A 17,344-nucleotide genomic window follows, 5' to 3' on the forward strand; every position below is an offset into this window, starting at 1 on the left:
ATTTCGTTCGTATGCAAACGAACACACCTCACCGTAGTGAGCGGTCTTCGCCGCTGTCAATCCGGCTGTTGCGGGCAAGTGCCGCTCGGCCGGACCGATGATGAAATTCTCATCCATCTCTCGTCAACGCCCCGGTGCGCGATACGCGGGCATTGACAGACCGGCAGGCACCGTGCGTTCGTATACAAACGAATTGCGACACCAGCACCGGAACCCAGCATCGTGACCGCCAGCGACCCGAGCCCCAAACGCAGCGCCGCGGAAAAGCCGGACAAGATCCGCTGCGACGCCTGCCCCGTGATGTGCTACATCGCCGAGGGCCGCGCCGGCGCCTGCGATCGCTACGCCAACGAGGACGGCGAACTGGTGCGCCTCGACCCGCTGACCATCTTGGAGAATCGCGAGGACGACGCGCCCGTCGTGCCGTTCCTCGACCGCGAATGGGACGGCGACCTGCTCTCGGGCGAAGAGACCTTCATCACCGCCGTGGGCTCGGGCACCACCTATCCCGACTACAAGCCCGCGCCCTTCATCGTCGCGTCGAAAGCGGCGGGCGCGGACATGATCACAGTCGTGACCGAGGGCATCTTCAGCTACTGCGGCGCCAAGGTGAAGATCGACACCGACCGGCACCTCGGCAGCGAATGCGCCTGGGTCCGCGCGGACGGAGAGATCGTGGGCCATGTCACCACCAGCGAATACGGCTCGCAGATGCTGTCGCTGGGCGGGGTGAATCACCTCACCGGCGGCGGCAAGAAGGAGGGGCGCGTCACCTGCTCGACGCTGCTCGCGCTCTGCAACGGCGAGGAGGTCGCGCTCGAGATCGAGGGCGGCGCCGAGCTCCAGATCGCCGCCGGCAAGGCGCCGGTGGTGAACGGCACGCGCGAGGAACGCATGCGCGTGGGCTGCGGCTCGGCCACGGTGGGCATGTTCGCCGCGCAGTGGAAGGGGCTCGTGGACGAGGTGGTGGTGGTGGACGATCACATCACCGGTGTCATGTCCGAGCACCAGGCCGGCAAGGTCATCGGCTGGCCGCCCACCGGCATCAAGATCAAGGGCCGCCGCTCGACCCCCGGGCGGTATTTCCAGGTGGCCGAGCCCGGCACCGGCTGGGGTGGCACCGACCTCAAGGACCCGCTCGACATCCTCGGGCCATGGAAGCCCCAGGTCGCCTGGCCCGGTCTCTCTCTGCTCATGGTCTCGACCACGGGCGAACACGCTGCCTACTACGAGCTGAACGAGGATCTGCAGCCGGTGCAGAAGGATCTGCCCGAGCGGCTGGTGCCCTCGACCCGGCGGATCGAGGAAAACTGCGAGCCCTCGCTGGCCTCGGTGCTCTTCATGGCGGGCGCCGGCGGCAGCCTGCGCTCGGGCGTGACCGAGAACCCGGTGAGCCTGACGCGCTCGGTGCAGTCGCGGCTGACCAGTGTCACCTGCGGCGGCGCGCCGGTGATGATCTGGCCCGGCGGCGGTATCACCTTCATGGCCGACGTGACGCAGATGCCCCGCGACGCCTTCGGCTACGTGCCGACCCCCGCGCTGGTGGCCCCCATCGAGTTCACCATGAGCGCCGCGGACTACGCCGCGCTTGGCGGTCACATGGACTATGTCATGACGCTCGAAGAGGCGCTGACCGGCGCCACCGGCCGCCAGAGCGACCACCGCCTCTCGGGCCGACGCAGCGAGCATCGCAAGACGGGCGCGCCCTGGCCAGTGCGCCACGGAGAGTCCTCGTGAGCGGCTGGGCCGAGCGCCCGCAGGCCCGGCTGTCACGCGACGGCCGGTTGCGGTTGACGCAGGGTCCCATCGACCTCGTGGTCACCGCCGAGGGCCCTGCCCCGGCCGCCCGCGCCGCGCTGCACCGCGCGCGCGCCGCCTTCGAGCCCGTGCTGGCCGACCTCTGCGCCNNNGCGTCCGAGATCGTCGGATCGGTGCCGCCCTTGCCGTAACAGATCGGCCCGGGCGTAGCGCCCGCGCGCGCATCGCGCCCGCGGATGGCGTGGGCGGCGTGGCGACCTCGGGGCGGCACGGACGCTCGCACTCGCTGGGCATCGCCGACGCGGTGACCGTGCTTGCCAGAGACGCCGCGCGCGCCGACGCCGCCGCCACGCTGATCGCCAATGCCGTGGACCTGCCCGGCCACCCGTCCGTCACGCGCGTCCCGGCCGAGGAGCTGTCGCCCGACAGCGACCTCGGGCCGCGCCTCGTGACGACCGACCTCGGCCCGCTGACCGCGTCCGAGATCGACCGCGCGCTTGCCGCGGGGCTGTCACTGGCCGAAGACTACCGCGCCCGCGGCCTGATCCATGCCGCCTGCCTTGCCCTGTCGGGCGAGAGACGCATGATCGGTCCGGCGCTGATGATACCCGAGGAGGAGCCCGCCCATGCCTGACGTCGTCATCCGCAAGACCCTGATGCAGGTCGAGACGATCCATCACGAGGGCGGCCCCCCGTCCGAGGTGCCCCAGCGCCGCGCCGCCGCCATGGCGGTGATCGAGAACCCCTATGCCGGCGGCTATCACGAGGACATCGCGCCCTTCATGAAGGACCTCGAGCCCCTGGGCGCGGAACTGGCGCAGGCGCTGATCGACGCGCTGGGGGGCGATCCCTCGGTCGTGGAGGGCTATGGCAAGGGCGCCATCGTGGGCGTGAACGGCGAGATCGAGCACGGCGCGCTCTGGCACGTGCCGGGCGGCTACGCGATGCGCGACGCCATTGCCGAGAGCAAGGCCATCGTGCCCTCGACCAAGAAGGTCGGCCCGGCGGGCACCCGGCTCGACGTGCCGGTCACGCATACCAACGCCTCCTACGTGCGCACGCATTACGACGCCATCGAGATCGGCGTGCCCGACGCCCCGCGCCCGAACGAGATCGTGCTGGCGCTGGTCATGACCACCGGCGGCCGCCCGCATGCCCGCATCGGCGGGCTGCAGAAAGAGGACGTCAAGGGCGAGGACGGGCTGCGGTGAAGCTGCGCAGGGTCATCACCCAGGTCGAGCAGACCCGCCGCGAGATGGGGCGCCCCGTCGCGCCGCCCGCGCGCCGGGCGCTGGCCGCGGCGGTGATCGCCAATCCCTTCGCCGGCCGCTACGCCGGGGACCTCGCGGAGCTGATCGAGACCGGCGCCGAGCTGGGCCACCTGCTGGGCGAGGAGGCGCTCGCCGCGCTCGACTGTCCGGCGGGGGCCGTCGAGGGCTACGGCAAGGCCGCACTGGTCGGCGAGGACGGCGAGCTGGAGCATGCCGCTGCGCTGCTGCACCCCAAGCTCGGCGCGCCGCTGCGCGCGGTGCTGGGTGGCGGCAAGGCGCTGGTGCCCTCGGCCAAGGCCGTGGGCGCCACGGGCGAGGTGATCGAGGTGCCGCTCGGCCACAAGGACGCGGCCTATGTCCGGTCGCATTTCGACGCGATGCGCCTGCGCATCGCGGACGCGCCGCGCCCCGGCGAGATCGTCGTCGCCGTGGCGCTGCAACAGACCGGTCGCCCCCTGCCCCGCGTGGGCGGCCTCACCCACGAGGAGATCACCGGCGCGGACGGATTGCGCTAGCCAAAAGGAGCCAAGACCATGACGACTTTCGTGAGAAACGCCTGGTATGTCGCTGCCTGGTCCACCGAGGTGGACGACGAGCTGCGCCGCTTCACGATCCTCGGAGATCATGTCGTGATGTTCCGAACGTCCGACGGCAAGGTCGCCGCGCTCGAGGATCGCTGCCCGCACCGGCTGCTGCCGCTTTCCAAGGGCAAGCGCATCGGTGACACGGTGCAGTGCGGCTACCACGGCCTGACATTCGACTGCACCGGCGCCTGCGTGCGCGTGCCGGGCCAGACCAACCTGCCGAAGTCCGCCTATGTCGAGGCCTTCCCCATCGAGGAGCGGCACGGCATCGTCTGGATCTGGATGGGCGACCCCGAGAAGGCCGACCGCGACAAGGTCTTCGACATGCCCGAGTTCTCGGACCCGAACTGGGCCCTGCACCACGGAGACGCGCTGCACCTGAAGTCGAACTACCTCAACGTGGCGGAAAACCTCGTGGACCCGGCGCATGTCAGCTTCGTGCACCCCACCACGCTGGGCAACGCGGCCTCGGAGAACGTGCCGGTCCACGTGCGCACCGACGGAGATGCCATCGTCGCCTGGCGCTGGATCCGCGACGCCGAGCCCATCGGCTTCTTCAAGAACTTCGGCGGCTTCGACGGCAACGTCGACCGCTGGCACTACTACTACCTCTACACGCCCTGCACGGCGGTGATCGATTTCGGCTCGGTCGAAACCGAGAAGAAATGCGCCGAGGAGGACCGCGACCAGGGCGTGCGCATCTTCGCGCTGCATTTCATGACGCCGGTGACCGAGACCTACACCATCGACCGCTGGATGCACCTGCGCAACACGGCGACCGACGACGCCGAGGCCCCCGCGCAGATGGATGCCATGTTCCGCAAGGCCTTCGACGAGGACAAGGAGATCCTCGAGGCCGTGCAGGAGGAAGAGAACCGCCCCCAGAAGCGCCGTCCGATCCGCATCGCCATCGACAAGGGACCGCTTGTCTATCGCAAGCGGATCAACGACCTTCTTGAACTGGAACGTACCGAAGACCTCGCGGCCGACCCCTCGCCCGCGTTCGTCTACCACGACTGACCGGCGCAAAGACCGGAAATCCGGCCGCCCGGGACGGGCGGTCATCCAACAGGAGAGTGAAGACATGACACTGACGAGACGTTTCGTCCTGGGCACCACCGCGGCCCTGGCACTCGCCCCGGCCGCCGCCCTGGCGCAGGATGGCCCCATCAAGATCGGCGAAATCAACCACTACAAGCGCATGGCCGCCTTCGCCGAGCCCTACAAGGCCGGCATCGAGCTGGCGCTGGGAGAGATCAACGGCGAGGGCGGCGTTCTGGGCCGCGAGCTGGAGTTCGTCTTCCGCGACGACCAGGGCGACCCGGCCGAGGCAGTGAAGATCGCCGAAGAGCTGATGACCCGCGAGGGCACGGTGATGCTCACCGGCACGATCCTCAGCCACGTGGGCCTGGCGCTCTCGTCCTTCGCCGCGGAAAAGGGCTATCTCTACCTCGCCGCCGAGCCGCTTGCCGACAGCCTGGTGTGGAAATCGGGCAATCCCAACACCTTCCGCCTGCGCGCCTCGACCTGGGTGCAGGCCGCGATGCTGGCCGAGAAGGCGGCCGAGACCGACGCGGTGAAATACGCCACCATCGCGCCGAACTACGCCTACGGGCAGGACGCGGTCGAGGCCTTCAAGGAGAACCTCAAGCGGCTGAAGCCCGAGGTCGAATTCGTGGCCGAGCAGTGGCCCGCGCTCTTCAACATCGACGCCGGCGCCGAGGTGCAGGCCATCGAGCGCGCCAAGCCCGACGCGATCTACAACGTGACCTTCGGCACCGACCTCGCCAAGTTCGTGCGCGACGGCGGCGACCGGGGCCTTTTCGACGGCCGCGACGTCTATGGCCTGCTGACCGGCGAGCCGGAATACCTTGACCCGCTCGGCGCCGACGCGCCCGAGGGCTGGTACGTGACCGGCTACCCCTGGTACGGCTTCGAGGAGGGCACCCCGGCGGCCGAGTTCGTCAACGCCTACATGGAGAGCACCGGCGAGTCGCCCAAGATCGGCTCGCTCGTGGGCTACCTGACCGCGCAGTCCATCGCCGCGGCCATCGAGGAGGCCGGCTCGACCGAGACCGAGGCGTTGATCGGGGCCTTCGAGGGCCTGACGATCGAGGACACCCCCATCGGCGAGCTTCACTACCGCGAGCTCGACAACCAGTCGAACATGGGCGCCTACGTGGGCACCATCGCGGTCGAGGACGGCCAGGGTGTCATGGTCGACTGGGAATACAAGGAACCCAGCCCCTACATGCCCTCGGACGAGGAAATCACCGAGATGCGTCCGGCCGAGTGAGCCCTGCCGGGTGTGCCCCGCCCCGGGGCGCACCCCTTCCCTTTCGCGCAGATCATCCCCGAACGACGTGACGAGCGGCCCCAGCGCCGCCCTGATGACGGAGTGCGCCTGACATGGCCTTCTTCTTCGCCCAGTTCCTGACCGGGCTCGCCAATGCCGCCGCCTTGTTTCTCGTGGCCTCCGGGCTGTCGCTGATCTTCGGCGTCACCCGGATCGTGAACTTCGCGCATGGATCCTTCTACATGCTCGGCGCCTTCATCGGCGTCACCCTGATGGAGATCCTGCCCGGACACGTCGGCTTCTGGGGATCGATCCTGCTGACCGGCCTTGCCGTGGGCCTCATCGGCGCGCTGGTCGAGATGGTCGTGCTGCGCCCCATCTACCGCGCGCCCGAACTCTTCCAGCTTGTCGCCACCTTCGGCGTGATCCTTGTAATACAGGACCTCGCCCTGATGGTCTGGGGCGCCGAGGACCGGCTGGGCCCGCGTGCGCCCGGCCTGCGCGGCATCTGGCGCATCTTCGGCGAGCCGGTACTGAAATACGATATCGTCCTGATCGCCATAACGCCGGTCATCCTCTTCGCGCTGTGGTATCTCATCTCCCGCACGCGCCTCGGCGTGCTGGTGCGCGCGGCCACGCAGGACCGCGAGATGGTCGGCGCGCTGGGGGTCAACCAGGCCTGGCTCTTCACCGGCGTCTTCGCGCTCGGCTCGGCGCTGGCGGGCCTCGGCGGCGCGCTGCAGCTGCCCAAGGGCGGCGCCGATCTGCTGATGGATTTCAACATCATCGGCGCGGTCTTCGTGGTGGTGGTGATCGGCGGCATGGGCTCGCTGCCCGGCGCCTTCATCGCTTCGGTCATCATCTCGGTTCTGAACGTCTTCGGCGTGACCTACCTTCCGCAGTCGACGCTGGTGCTGATGTTCGTGGTCATGGCGGTGGTGCTCATCATCCGCCCCTACGGCCTGCTCGGCCGCGAGGAGGTTGCAGGTGAGCACGGCCAGGTGGGTGCACCGGAAACGCCCATCCGCCCCTACCCGCCCGCCGGCCAGATCGCCGTGGCGGCCTTCCTCGGGCTGCTGGCGCTGCTGCCGCTCTTCGCCGACCAGTTCGTGCTGATCCTGATGATCGACATGGTGGTCTTCGCCCTCTTCGCCGCCTCGCTGCACTTCATCCTCGGCTCGGGCGGGATGGTCAGCTTCGGGCATGCCGCCTTCTTCGGCGGCGGCGCCTACGCGGCCGCGCTGCTGGTCTTCCACTTCGACACGCCGATGGAACTGGCCTTCCTCTTCGCACCGCTCGCGGCTGGCATCCTCGCGCTGGCCATCGGCTGGTTCTGCATCCGGCTCACCGGCGTCTACTTCGCCATGCTGACGCTCGCCTTCTCGCAGCTCGTCTGGTCGCTGGCCTACCAGTGGCGCGACGTGACGCGCGGCGACGACGGTCTGGTGAACATCTGGCCGGCCGAATGGCTCTCGGGCACGGTGCCCTACTACTACTTCACCCTGATCCTCGGCGTCGGCGGCATCATCTTCCTGCGCCACGTCATCCACGCGCCCTTCGGCTACGCCCTCCGCGCGGGCCGCGACAGCCCCCGGCAGGCCGAGGCCACCGGCATCGACGTCAAGCGCGTGCAGTTCGGCGCCTTCGCCCTGGCCGGCGCCATGGCAGGCCTCGCGGGCGGGATCTTCGTCTTCTCCAAGGGGTCGGTCTTTCCGACCGAGCTGGAGATCGCCGCAAGCTTCGACGCGCTGATCGTGGTCTTCCTCGGCGGGGTCAAAACGCTCGCCGGCGGGGTCGTCGGCGCAGGTTTCATGACCCTGGTCGAGGACTGGCTGACCCGGCTTGAATACTGGCGCCTGCTGCTGGGCCTCGTCATCATCGCGGTCGTCATCATCGCGCCCGAGGGCATCGTCGGCTCGTTCCGCACGCTCTGGGCCCGCATCCGGCACAAGGAGGACGCGGCATGACCGAGATCCTGCGCGTCGAACATCTCAAGAAGAGCTACGACGGCTTTCTCGCCGTGAACGGCGTCTCCTTTTCCGTCCAGCAGGGCGAGCTGAAGGCGCTGATCGGCCCCAACGGGGCGGGCAAGTCGACCTGCTTCAACATGCTCATGGGGCAGTTGAAGCCGACCGAGGGCGAGGTCTTCCTCGACGGCGAGAACGTCACCGGCAAGCGCCCGCGCGACATCTGGCGGCGCGGCGTGGGCCGCACCTTCCAGATCACCGGCACCTACCAGTCGATGACGGTGATCGAGAACGTCCAGATGGCGCTGATGAGCCACAACCACCGGCTCTTCTCGGTCTGGCCCCGGGCCTGGAAGCTCTACCGCGAGGAGGCCTTCGAGTTCCTCGAGACCGTCTCCATGGCCGACCAGGCCGACCGCCCCTGCTCGATCCTCGCATACGGCGATCTCAAGAGGCTGGAACTGGCCATCGCGCTCTGCCATCGGCCACGCCTGCTGCTCATGGACGAACCGACGGCCGGCATGGCCCCCAGTGCGCGGATCGAGCTGATGCAGCTCACCGCCGACATCGTGCGCGACCAGGGCGTCTCGGTCCTCTTCACCGAGCACGACATGGACGTGGTCTTCGCCCACGCGCATCACATCATGGTGCTGAACCGGGGGGAGCTGATCGCCGACGGCGACGCCGAGGCGGTGCGCAACAACCCGCAAGTCCAGGAGGTTTACCTGGGCGGCGGGACGCTCTTCAAGGAGGCGGCCGATGCTTGAGGTCGATGGCATCCATTCCTACTACGGCAAGGCGCACATCCTGAACGACCTGAGCTTCGAGGTCCGCCGGGGCGAGGTCGTGGCGCTGCTGGGCCGCAACGGCGCGGGCAAGTCCACGACGATGAAGTCGGTCATGCAGCTGGTGCGCCCGCGCACCGGCGCGATCCACTTCCAGGGCGAGAACCTCGTGGGCCAGCCCGCCTTCCGCGTCGCCAAGGCCGGCATCGGCTATGTCCCCGAGGACCGGCGCATCTTCACCGACCTCACGGTGATGGAGAACCTCGAGACCGGCCGACAGCCCTCCCGCCAGGACACGCCGACCTGGACCGAGGAGCAGCTCTTCGCGATCTTCCCCAACCTCGCCGAGCGCCGTACGAACCGTGGCAAGCACCTGTCGGGCGGCGAGCAGCAGATGCTGACCATCGCGCGCACGCTCATGGGCAACCCGTCACTGCTGCTGCTGGACGAACCCTCCGAGGGTATCGCGCCGGTCATCGTCGAGCAGATGGCCGAGACCATCATGAAGCTCAAGGCCGAGGGGCTGACGGTCATGATCTCGGAGCAGAACCTGCACTTTGCCCGGGCCGTGGCCGACCGGGCGATCATCATCGAGGGCGGCGAAAAGAAGTTCGACGGCAGCTTTTCCGAGCTTGAAGCCCACCCGGAAATCCGCGATGCCTACCTTTCCGTCTGACCGGCCGGAGAAGGAGCCGCCCGTGACCGAGACTGCCCCCCGTGCGCGCACCAGCGCCGAGCACGGCTACCTGCTCGACGAGCAGATCGGCTTCCTTCTGCGCAAGGCCTACCAGCGCAACTCGACCATCTTCTCCGAGCTCGTGCCGGGCAAGCTGACACCGACGCAGTTCTCGGTGATGCACCGGCTGGCCGAGGACGGGCCGATGTCGCAGAACCGGCTGGGCCGCACCGTGGCGATGGACGGCGCCACCACCAAAGGCGTGGTCGACCGCCTCATCGCGCGCGGCTTTCTCTCGACCGCCGCCGACCCCGACGACCGGCGCCGGCACCTGGTGTCGCTGACCGCCGCGGGCGTGGCGCTGATCGACGAGGCGACCGAGGCCGCGGCCCGCGTCAGCGCCGAAACGCTGGCCCCCTTGCGCGACCGCGAGAAGGACACGCTGCTGCGCCTGCTCACGAAGATCGCCTGAGGCCCCGAACCCCATTGCGCTGAGCCGGTCTTTGCGCGACACCGCGCTCCGAACAGGACCGCGAACCCCGGGGAATTGCCGTGACAGACCGAAGCTTCATCCGACACGTCGTCTTTTTCAGCGCCAAGGACCGCGCCGACATCGCGCGCATCCGTGAGGGCCTGGCGCAGCTGGCCGACATCCCGCATTCGCGGCATTTCGAGGTGGTCGAGAACAGCGGCGTCGACACGCTCTCGGGCGAGGTCGACGTGGTGGTCTACGCCGAGTTCGACGACGCCGAGGCGCTGGCCGCCTACAAGGCGCATCCGATCTACCAGAAGTCCATCGACGTGGTCCGTCCCCTGCGCGAGATGCGCATCGCGGCCGACTTCTGAGCGCCATGGCGGCCGAGGGCGTCTTCTTCGACACCGGCCCGCTGCGCGACGGCACGCATTTCGCCGACCCCGAAGAGGTGATCTCGGCCCACCGCCCCGAGGAGGTGCCGGGCGCCTTCGATGCGGTCGAGCGGGCCATGTCGCGCGGGCGCTGGCTGGCGGGCTACGCCAGCTACGAGCTGGGCTATGCCCTCGACCCCAAGCTCGCGCCGCTGATGCCGCCCGACCGCGCGCTGCCGCTGATGCAGTTCGGCGTCTTCGAAAGGCCGCAGCCCGGCCGCCCGGCCGCGCCCGAGGATGCGGCCAGCCTCTCGGCCCCGCAGCCGCTCTGGGATGCCGCGCGCTACGCGCGGGCCTTCGAGCGCGTGCACGACTTCATCGGCGCCGGTGACATCTACCAGGCGAACCTGACCTTCCCCATGTGCGCCCGCTACGAGGGCGACGTCACGGCGCTTTACGCCCGGCTCGCGCGGCGCCAGCCTGTGCCGCACGGCGCGCTGGTGCGACTGGGCGAGGTCGCGCTGCTGTCGCGCTCGCCCGAGCTGTTCTTCTCGCTCGACGCCGAGGGCCTGCTGACCACGAAACCGATGAAGGGCACCGCCCCGCGCGGCGCCACGCCCCAGGCGGACCGGGCCGAGGCGGATGGCCTGAAGCTCTCGGCCAAGAACCGGGCCGAGAACCTGATGATCGTCGACTTGCTGCGCAACGACATGAGCCGGGTGAGCGAGGTCGGCAGTGTCCGCGTGCCCGAGCTCTTCTCGGTCGAAAGCTACACCACGCTGCACCAGATGACCTCGCGCATCACCTCGCAGATCCGGGCGGGCACGACCTTTGGCGACCTCTTCAGGGCGCTCTTCCCCTGCGGCTCGATCACCGGCGCGCCCAAGATCCGCGCGATGGAGATCCTGCACGATCTCGAGTACGGGCCCCGCGGCGCCTATTGCGGCACGGTGGGATGGATCGCTCCCGACCGATCGATGAGCTTCAACGTGGCCATCCGCACCCTGACCTGCCATCCGGACGGCCGGGCCGAGCTGAGCGTCGGCGGCGGCATCGTTCACGACAGCCGGGCCGACGCGGAATACGCCGAGGCGCTGCTCAAGGCTCGCTACGCCGAGCTTGACTGACCCGCTTCGGTCGGCAGACAGACCTGCCGCAGGCGCGTCCTCTCGGCCGCCTAGGGCGCTTCGGCGGGCGCACCTGAGCCGGTCTCGGCGATTGCGCCGGCCTCCTTGATGAGCGCCTGCAAGACGGGCGTGAAGGGCTCCTGATGCAGCGTGATCAGGCCCACGGTGGGCACCGGACCGCCATCGCGGATCGGCACCACCGCCAGGTCCTGCCCGGTCGCAAGGAACCGGGCCAGGTCGTCTGGCAGGATCGTGACGTAGCCGCCGTGCACCACGTTCGAGACCAGCACGATGGTCGAGTTCGATTCCACCACCGGCTGCGGCTCGACCCCCGCGGCCATGAAGCCGCGGTTGATGATCCGCCGGTTCTGCATGTCCGGCGTCAGCAGGCACAGCCGCTGGCTGGCAAGGTCCGCCCAGCTCGCGGTCTTGCGCCCGGCGAGCGGATGGTCCGCCGGGCAGAGCGCGGAGTAGAGCTCGCGGTGCAACGGCGTGGCGGCCACCCGGCCAAGCGGCTCGTTGTCGAGGTAGGTGAGACCCGCGTCGACGTCGAGGTTCTCGAGCAGGTCGAGAATGTCGGCCGAGGAGCGCGAGAGCACGGTGAAATTCACGTTTGGATGCGCCTTGGTAAAGCGCGCCGTGAGACGCGCCGCCCAGGTCAGCGCCGTCGGGATCACCGCGAGGCGCAGGTGCCCCGAGAGCCCCGCATGAGAGGCCCGCATCTCGTCGCGCAGGCGCCGCGTGTCGCCGACGATCCGTCGTGCCCAGATCAGCGCCCGCTGCCCCTCGGGCGTCAGTCCACCAAAGCGCGATCCGCGCTGCACCAGCTTGACGCCGAGCTGTTCCTCGAGTTGCCGGATGCCGGTCGAGAGCGTCGGCTGCGCGATGTTCAGACGTTCGGCCGCGCGGCCGAAATGCTGCTCCTTGGCCAGCGCGAGGAACATCTCGAGCTTGCCGATCATTGCACCCAGCTTTCACCGCATCCATTCATGATAGGTATCTTGAATGAACGCCACGCCCCGCGCAACGCCGCCGGTCAGGCCTCGGCCGCGACTCCGCCCGGGCGCGGCGCGGCGGCCGCGGGCGCTGCCGTCTCGTGCGGCTCCTTGCGACGGCGCTTGCCGTCGAGCAGCGCCGCCAGCAGGAGCGACAGCGCGACCGCGATCGGCGGCAGCACCCAGCCGAGCCAGCGCGCATCGGGCTCCACGTCCATCAGGATCTGGCAGGCCAGCGCAAGGATCGTCCCCGTGGCGAAGACCGCGAGTCCCTGCCGGCCCAGCAGCCGGAAGGGCGCCGCGAACCGATGCGCGGAGGCGCGGCGCACCGCGGGCAGGCAGGACAGGACATAGGCCAGCGCCAGCGCGTGCAGCAGACGCGGCGCACCGAGGTAGGACTTGGTGTGCGTGATGAGGTTGTCCGGCACGCCCCAGCTGCCGAGCACCCACATCTTGTGGTTCATCCATGCGCCCATGCCCGGCACGTGGCGCCAGGCCAGCACGAGGATCAGGAACCCCGCCGCCAGCGCGAAGCCCGCCCGCGACACCGGCACCAACCGCTCGCCGCGCCTGTGGCTTACGCCCACCATGAGGCCCAACACGAAGATCATCTGCCAGGTGACCGGGCTGAAGAACCAGCCGCCTCCGCCGGGACTGTTGGGCACGTTCCAGCGCGCCCACCCCCGGCGAACCAGACCAGCGTGGCCGCCCCCAGCACGAACCAGGGCGCCCGAAGCCCCGCGCGGAGCACGAAGGGCGTCACCAGCAGCAGCACGATGTAGGTCGGCAGGATATTCACGTAGCCCACCTGGTAGGTCAGAGCCGCCAACCCGGGAAACGCCGCGAGGGGCGTCTCGAACATCCGCGAGATGTTGTGCTGTTCGATCAGGTCGGGCTGGACGAAGAGCTGGGCGGCACCCGCGAACATGGCCAGCGCCCAGAGCGTCATGAAGAGCTGCACCAGGTAGAGCGTCCAGGCCCGCCGCCAGATCGGCCCGCCGGCAGCGCCGATACTGCCGCGTCCGTCGCGCCAGCGCTCGATATTGCCGGAATAGGCGATGCCCGCGGCGATGCCCGACATCAGGAAAAAGCCCTCGGCCGCATCCGAGAAGCCGAAGTTGCGGATGGTCAGCGCCTCGTATGGATTGCCCGGGATGTGATCCACGAGGATCATCAGCAGGGCGATCCCGCGGAAGACATCGATCCGGGGGTCCCGCTCGCGCGCGGGCGGAGCGGCCCCCGGAAAGGCGACGAGCTTCTTGTCAGACGGCCGCATCGGCCGCCCCGTGATCAGGGGCCGGCACGTCGCTGTCAGTTGCGGGCCTCCACCGCGCAAGCTCGGTGCGATAGGCACGGATGACCGGACCCGGGGCCTGCTCCTGCGGCACGACGAAGAGCCCGGGGGCCAGCGGCTGCGAGGTCGCCGAGATCAGCAGCGGCGCCAGCATCATCGGCACTCCCACCGGCAACAGCCAGAGCGCCAGCACCGGCGCGAGCCAGGCGGTCAGCCCCAGCAGGACCGCACCCCAGAGCGCGATCCACCGGCCGGCCTGCCAGCCCTCGGCCAGGCTCAGACGACCTTCGCCGCGCTGGTTGGCGGGCCAGCCTCCGTCGCGGCCCGAGAAGACCTCGAGCACGGCGCGGGACTGGTACATCAGCATCAGCGGCGCGATGACCGAGGTCAGCAGGATCTCGGCGATCACCGAACCGGCCGCGCGAAGCGCGCCGCCGAAGCCCCGGACCCGGCCGCCGGCAATGGCGCCGGCCAGCACCGAGAGCTTGGGCAGAAGCAGCAGACCGCCAACGCCTGCCCCCAGTGCGATGATCTCGCGGGTGCGGTCGTCGGGAAAGACCGGGAAAAGCTGGGCGGGCTGCGGGAAGTAGTCGGGCGGCGTCGCGGTCACCGTCGCCACGACCGAGGCCAGCAGGAAAGCGCCCCAGAGCAGCGAGACCAGATAGGCGAGGATGCCCTGCACGAAGACCACGCGGCTCCAGCCATGCAGGCCGGGCGCGGTCAGCAGGCGCATGTGCTGCAGGTTGCCCTGGCACCAGCGCCGGTCGCGGCGCGCGAAGGCGGTGATGTTGTCGGGACCTTCCTCGTAGGAGCCGCCGATGGTCTCGTCGAGCGTCACGCGCCAGCCTCCGCGCGCCAGCAGCGCCGCCTCGACGTAGTCGTGGCTGAGGATCGTGCCGCCGAAGGGCGGGCGGCCGGCCAGTTCCGGCAGGCCGCAGCAGCGCGCCAGCGCCCGTGTGCGCACGATGGCGTTGTGGCCCCAGTATGGCCCGGTGCGGCCCTGCAGGCGGGCCAGTCCGCGTGCGAAGATGGGCGAATGGAAGGCCGCCGCGAATTGAAGGGCACGGCCGAAGAGCGAATGCGCCCCGGTGATCTGCGGCAGGGTCTGCAGCAGCCCTAGGTCGGGCTCGGCCTGCATCCGCGCGATCATCGTGCGGATGGTTTCGCCCTCCATGAGGCTGTCGGCGTCGAGCGTCACCGCGAACTCGTAGGCACCGCCCGAGTTGCGGATGAAATCCTCGATGTTGCCGGCCTTGCGGCCGCGACTGTCCTCGCGGTTGCGGTAGAAGATGCGCCCTGCCCCGCCGGTGCGTTCGAGCAGCACGGCGAAAGCCGCCTGCTCCCGCGCGATCGCGGATGCGTCCTTGGTGTCCGACAGGACGGCGATGTCGACATCGAGCCCTGCGGCCCGCAGCGAGCCGTCCATGGCGCTCACGCGGGCAAAGGCCGCGACCGGGTCCTCGTTGCAGATCGGCAGCAGGACAACGGTCGGCGGGTGCGGGTGGGCCAGCTCGGGACGCACCGGCGCCTCGCGCCTGGGCGGCAGCCCGAGAAAGGCCTGCACCGCGCCCCAGGCCAACCAGGCGGTCGTGATGAAGATCAGCGCGGTGCGCAGGGCATCCCAGGCAGCAAAGCCGTCCTCGGCCGACACCTGCGCGAGGATCACCGAGGCGCCGGCCGCGGCAAGTGCCGCGAAGGCCAGCGCGCCGACGCGGCGCAGCCGGGTCGGACCGTCGGCCATGAGCGGGGTGTCAGGCATGACCGGCCTTCTGCGTCATGCCGAGCAGGCGGCGCAGGCCGGTCGGTTCCAGCCGGCGTTCAAGCGTCTGGGGCGGCATTGCCAGCGGTGCCGTGGGCGGCGACCAGTCGTGATCGTCTTGCCGTACTGCCGCGTCTTCGCGGTTGATCGTGTCGAGGTCCTTCATTGCGCCATCCATTGATAGAGCCAGGTTTCCGACAGGCGGTGCGAACCGTCCATGAGCGTCGCCCGGAGTTCCACTGTGGCGCCCGGTTCGGCCGCCACTTCGATCACCAGCCGCCAGACGTCGGAACCGTCGATGCGCGAAAGCACCGCCTCGGCCAGTTCACCTCCATTGGCTGTCACGGTAGGTGCAACGTCGGACGGGGAGGCAAGTTCCGCCAGCGCGCCACCTTCGAAATCGACGACGAATTTTTGCCGACCGTTGTCGCCCTCGACCCCTGCGATGCCGCCTTTTCCGGCAAGCGTGCGCAGAACCCGGGCAGTTTTCGGACGGCCGCCCGGAGGCGCCATGCCCCAGTGCAGGCGGTAGTCGAATTCCAGGGCGTCACCGGCCTCGACGGCCTGCTCGGGCACCCAGAAGGCGACGATGTTGTCGTTCGTCTCGATGTCGGTCGGGATCTCGATGAGCCGGACGCTGCCGCGTCCCCAGTCGCCCACCGGCTCGACCACCAGCGAGGGTCGGCGTTCGTAATGCGCGCCCGCGTCGAGGTAGGCGTCGAACCCGCGCGAACGCTGCACGAGGCCGAAGGCCTCGGGCCCCCTGGCGGCGAGATAGGAATTGGAAAGGCGCGAGGGGTTGTTCAGCGGCCGCGCCGCCGCCTGCCCCTCGCTGCGCAGGATCAGGTGATCGCTGTCGTGCACCCGGGCGCGGTAGTCGTGGAACCTGTCCCCGTCCTTGGGGCTGAAGAGATACATCGAGGTCAGAGGCGCCACGCCGAGCTGCTGCACCGCCTCGCGGAAGAAGAGCCGCGCGGTGACATCGATCCGGGTCGTCTCGCCCGGGGTCACGACGAACCGGTAGGCCCCGGTGACGGAGGGGCTCTCGAGCGAGGCATAGAGCACGACGTGCTCGGCGTCCGGCGCCGGCCGCTCGACCCAGAAGGCACTGAAGCGGGGGAATTCCTCGTCGCCGCCGGTGGCGGTGTTGACCGCCAGCCCGCGCGCGCTGAGCCCGTAGACGTTGTCCTTGCCGAGGGCACGGAAATAGCTCGCGCCGAGGAACGAGACGACCTCGTCGAAGCGCTCGGGGGTGTTCAGAGGAGCATTCAGGCGAAAGCCGGCGATCCCCGGCAGGTCGGTGTCGGCGTCCACCTCGCCCTCGAGCGGGCCATCGTAACGGAAGTCCGAAGTCGTGAAGCTCACAGGGCGCGCCACGCCGTCGACGACCTCGTTCAGCGTCACGGGCTCGGGAAAGAGCCAGCCCAGGTGATAGGCATGCAGGCGGAACGGCGCATCGGGTCCGTTCCAGGGACCGTGGTCGTTGCGGAAGCGGATGTGCCGGTAGGCGTCGTAGTCCAGCTCGGGAAGCGGGAGTTCGGGCTGCTCGGGCGCGGCGTATGGCTCCTTGCTCAGCTCGCGCATCCGCTCGGTCAGCATGGCGAAGGAAAAGCGCGCACCCTCGTCGTCCGCCTGCGCGGCCGCCGGACGCACCCCGGCCACGAGGCATGCCGCCCCTGCCGCCGCGCCGAGTGCCTCCCGCCGGGTCAACCCGGCCGGTTGCACCGGGCCTGTATCCTCTGCGTCGCGTCGCGCCATGCGTGATCTCTCCTGCCTGTGTCTCGGGCGTGTGACCCAGATAATTGGTGATGCGCGGCCTTTGGCAATCATCCGGCCTCTTCGACAGGCGAGATTCCGCCCCGCGGCTATCGTTTTGCGCGAAACATTGCGGGTTGGCCGCCGGCCGGCCCGCACCGGGCAATTTTCCGCGGAACCTTTCGGCGGCACGCTGCGCGCTTGTGTCCCCGAGCTGTGCCGATAAGGTCG

General features: G+C 69.3%; 16 protein-coding genes and 1 pseudogene. 12 read left to right on the plus strand and 5 right to left on the minus strand.

The window, feature by feature from the left end; all coding sequences use genetic code 11:
• Window positions 1-300: 300 nt before the first annotated feature.
• From SALMUC_RS17825 to SALMUC_RS17885, 12 genes are all read left to right on the plus strand, one after another.
• Complete coding sequence (locus tag SALMUC_RS17825; RefSeq protein ID WP_245584723.1) at window positions 301-1,737, plus strand: 6-hydroxynicotinate reductase; 1,437 nt, start codon at window positions 301-303, stop codon at window positions 1,735-1,737.
• A gap of 271 nt (window positions 1,738-2,008) precedes the next feature.
• Entirely contained in the window at window positions 2,009-2,392 is a 384-nt protein-coding gene (locus tag SALMUC_RS31215) for a hypothetical protein (protein ID WP_245584721.1), read from the plus strand.
• Window positions 2,385-2,969, plus strand: a complete 585-nt coding sequence (locus SALMUC_RS17840) for an amino acid synthesis family protein (protein WP_020039146.1) — start codon at window positions 2,385-2,387, stop codon at window positions 2,967-2,969. Before SALMUC_RS31215 ends, SALMUC_RS17840 begins: the two co-directional genes overlap by 8 nt.
• On the plus strand, window positions 2,966-3,544 hold the full coding sequence (locus tag SALMUC_RS17845; protein WP_020039145.1) for an amino acid synthesis family protein: 579 nt from the start codon (window positions 2,966-2,968) through the stop codon (window positions 3,542-3,544). The genes SALMUC_RS17840 and SALMUC_RS17845 overlap by 4 nt, the downstream gene beginning before the upstream one ends.
• Before the next feature lie 18 nt (window positions 3,545-3,562).
• Window positions 3,563-4,633, plus strand: coding sequence for an aromatic ring-hydroxylating dioxygenase subunit alpha (locus tag SALMUC_RS17850; RefSeq protein ID WP_020039144.1), 1,071 nt, complete (start codon window positions 3,563-3,565; stop codon window positions 4,631-4,633).
• A 64-nt stretch (window positions 4,634-4,697) separates the two neighbouring features.
• Entirely contained in the window at window positions 4,698-5,909 is a 1,212-nt protein-coding gene (locus SALMUC_RS17855) for an ABC transporter substrate-binding protein (RefSeq protein ID WP_020039143.1), read from the plus strand.
• Between the two features lie 113 nt (window positions 5,910-6,022).
• Window positions 6,023-7,876 carry an ABC transporter permease gene (locus tag SALMUC_RS17860; RefSeq protein WP_020039142.1) on the plus strand — a complete coding sequence of 618 codons (1,854 nt, stop codon included), beginning with the start codon at window positions 6,023-6,025 and terminating at the stop codon, window positions 7,874-7,876.
• On the plus strand, window positions 7,873-8,643 hold the full coding sequence (locus SALMUC_RS17865; RefSeq protein WP_020039141.1) for an ABC transporter ATP-binding protein: 771 nt from the start codon (window positions 7,873-7,875) through the stop codon (window positions 8,641-8,643). The genes SALMUC_RS17860 and SALMUC_RS17865 overlap by 4 nt, the downstream gene beginning before the upstream one ends.
• On the plus strand, window positions 8,636-9,337 hold the full coding sequence (locus SALMUC_RS17870) for an ABC transporter ATP-binding protein (RefSeq protein ID WP_020039140.1): 702 nt from the start codon (window positions 8,636-8,638) through the stop codon (window positions 9,335-9,337). Before SALMUC_RS17865 ends, SALMUC_RS17870 begins: the two co-directional genes overlap by 8 nt.
• Window positions 9,338-9,359: 22 nt before the next feature.
• Window positions 9,360-9,809 (plus strand): MarR family winged helix-turn-helix transcriptional regulator, encoded by a 450-nt coding sequence (locus tag SALMUC_RS17875; protein ID WP_020039139.1) that lies wholly within the window; start codon window positions 9,360-9,362, stop codon window positions 9,807-9,809.
• A gap of 80 nt (window positions 9,810-9,889) precedes the next feature.
• The gene (locus SALMUC_RS17880; protein WP_020039138.1) at window positions 9,890-10,183 is read left to right on the plus strand and encodes a Dabb family protein; all 294 of its coding nucleotides are present in this window, start codon (window positions 9,890-9,892) and stop codon (window positions 10,181-10,183) included.
• Window positions 10,184-10,188: 5 nt separating this feature from the next.
• Window positions 10,189-11,310 carry an aminodeoxychorismate synthase component I gene (locus SALMUC_RS17885; protein WP_020039137.1) on the plus strand — a complete coding sequence of 374 codons (1,122 nt, stop codon included), beginning with the start codon at window positions 10,189-10,191 and terminating at the stop codon, window positions 11,308-11,310.
• Window positions 11,311-11,360: 50 nt separating this feature from the next.
• Here SALMUC_RS17885 and SALMUC_RS17890 read toward each other — a convergent pair whose 3' ends face one another.
• The 5 genes and pseudogenes from SALMUC_RS17890 to SALMUC_RS17905 all read right to left on the minus strand — a co-directional run bounded on the left by SALMUC_RS17890 (window position 11,361) and on the right by SALMUC_RS17905 (window position 17,116).
• On the minus strand, window positions 11,361-12,272 hold the full coding sequence (locus tag SALMUC_RS17890) for a LysR family transcriptional regulator (protein ID WP_020039136.1): 912 nt from the start codon (window positions 12,270-12,272) through the stop codon (window positions 11,361-11,363).
• 74 nt (window positions 12,273-12,346) lie between these two features.
• Window positions 12,347-13,581, minus strand: a pseudogene (locus SALMUC_RS31870) (OpgC family protein).
• Window positions 13,568-15,358, minus strand: a complete 1,791-nt coding sequence (mdoH, locus tag SALMUC_RS17900) for a glucans biosynthesis glucosyltransferase MdoH (RefSeq protein ID WP_020039134.1) — start codon at window positions 15,356-15,358, stop codon at window positions 13,568-13,570. The pseudogene SALMUC_RS31870 and the gene mdoH overlap by 14 nt, the downstream one beginning before the upstream one ends.
• Complete coding sequence (locus SALMUC_RS29980) at window positions 15,351-15,524, minus strand: hypothetical protein (protein WP_020039133.1); 174 nt, start codon at window positions 15,522-15,524, stop codon at window positions 15,351-15,353. The genes mdoH and SALMUC_RS29980 overlap by 8 nt, the downstream gene beginning before the upstream one ends.
• Window positions 15,521-17,116 (minus strand): OpgD/OpgG family glucan biosynthesis protein, encoded by a 1,596-nt coding sequence (locus tag SALMUC_RS17905; RefSeq protein ID WP_020039132.1) that lies wholly within the window; start codon window positions 17,114-17,116, stop codon window positions 15,521-15,523. The genes SALMUC_RS29980 and SALMUC_RS17905 overlap by 4 nt, the downstream gene beginning before the upstream one ends.
• Window positions 17,117-17,344 lie beyond the last annotated feature (228 nt).

It is taken from the genome of Salipiger mucosus DSM 16094, assembly GCF_000442255.1.
Classification (GTDB): domain Bacteria; phylum Pseudomonadota; class Alphaproteobacteria; order Rhodobacterales; family Rhodobacteraceae; genus Salipiger; species Salipiger mucosus.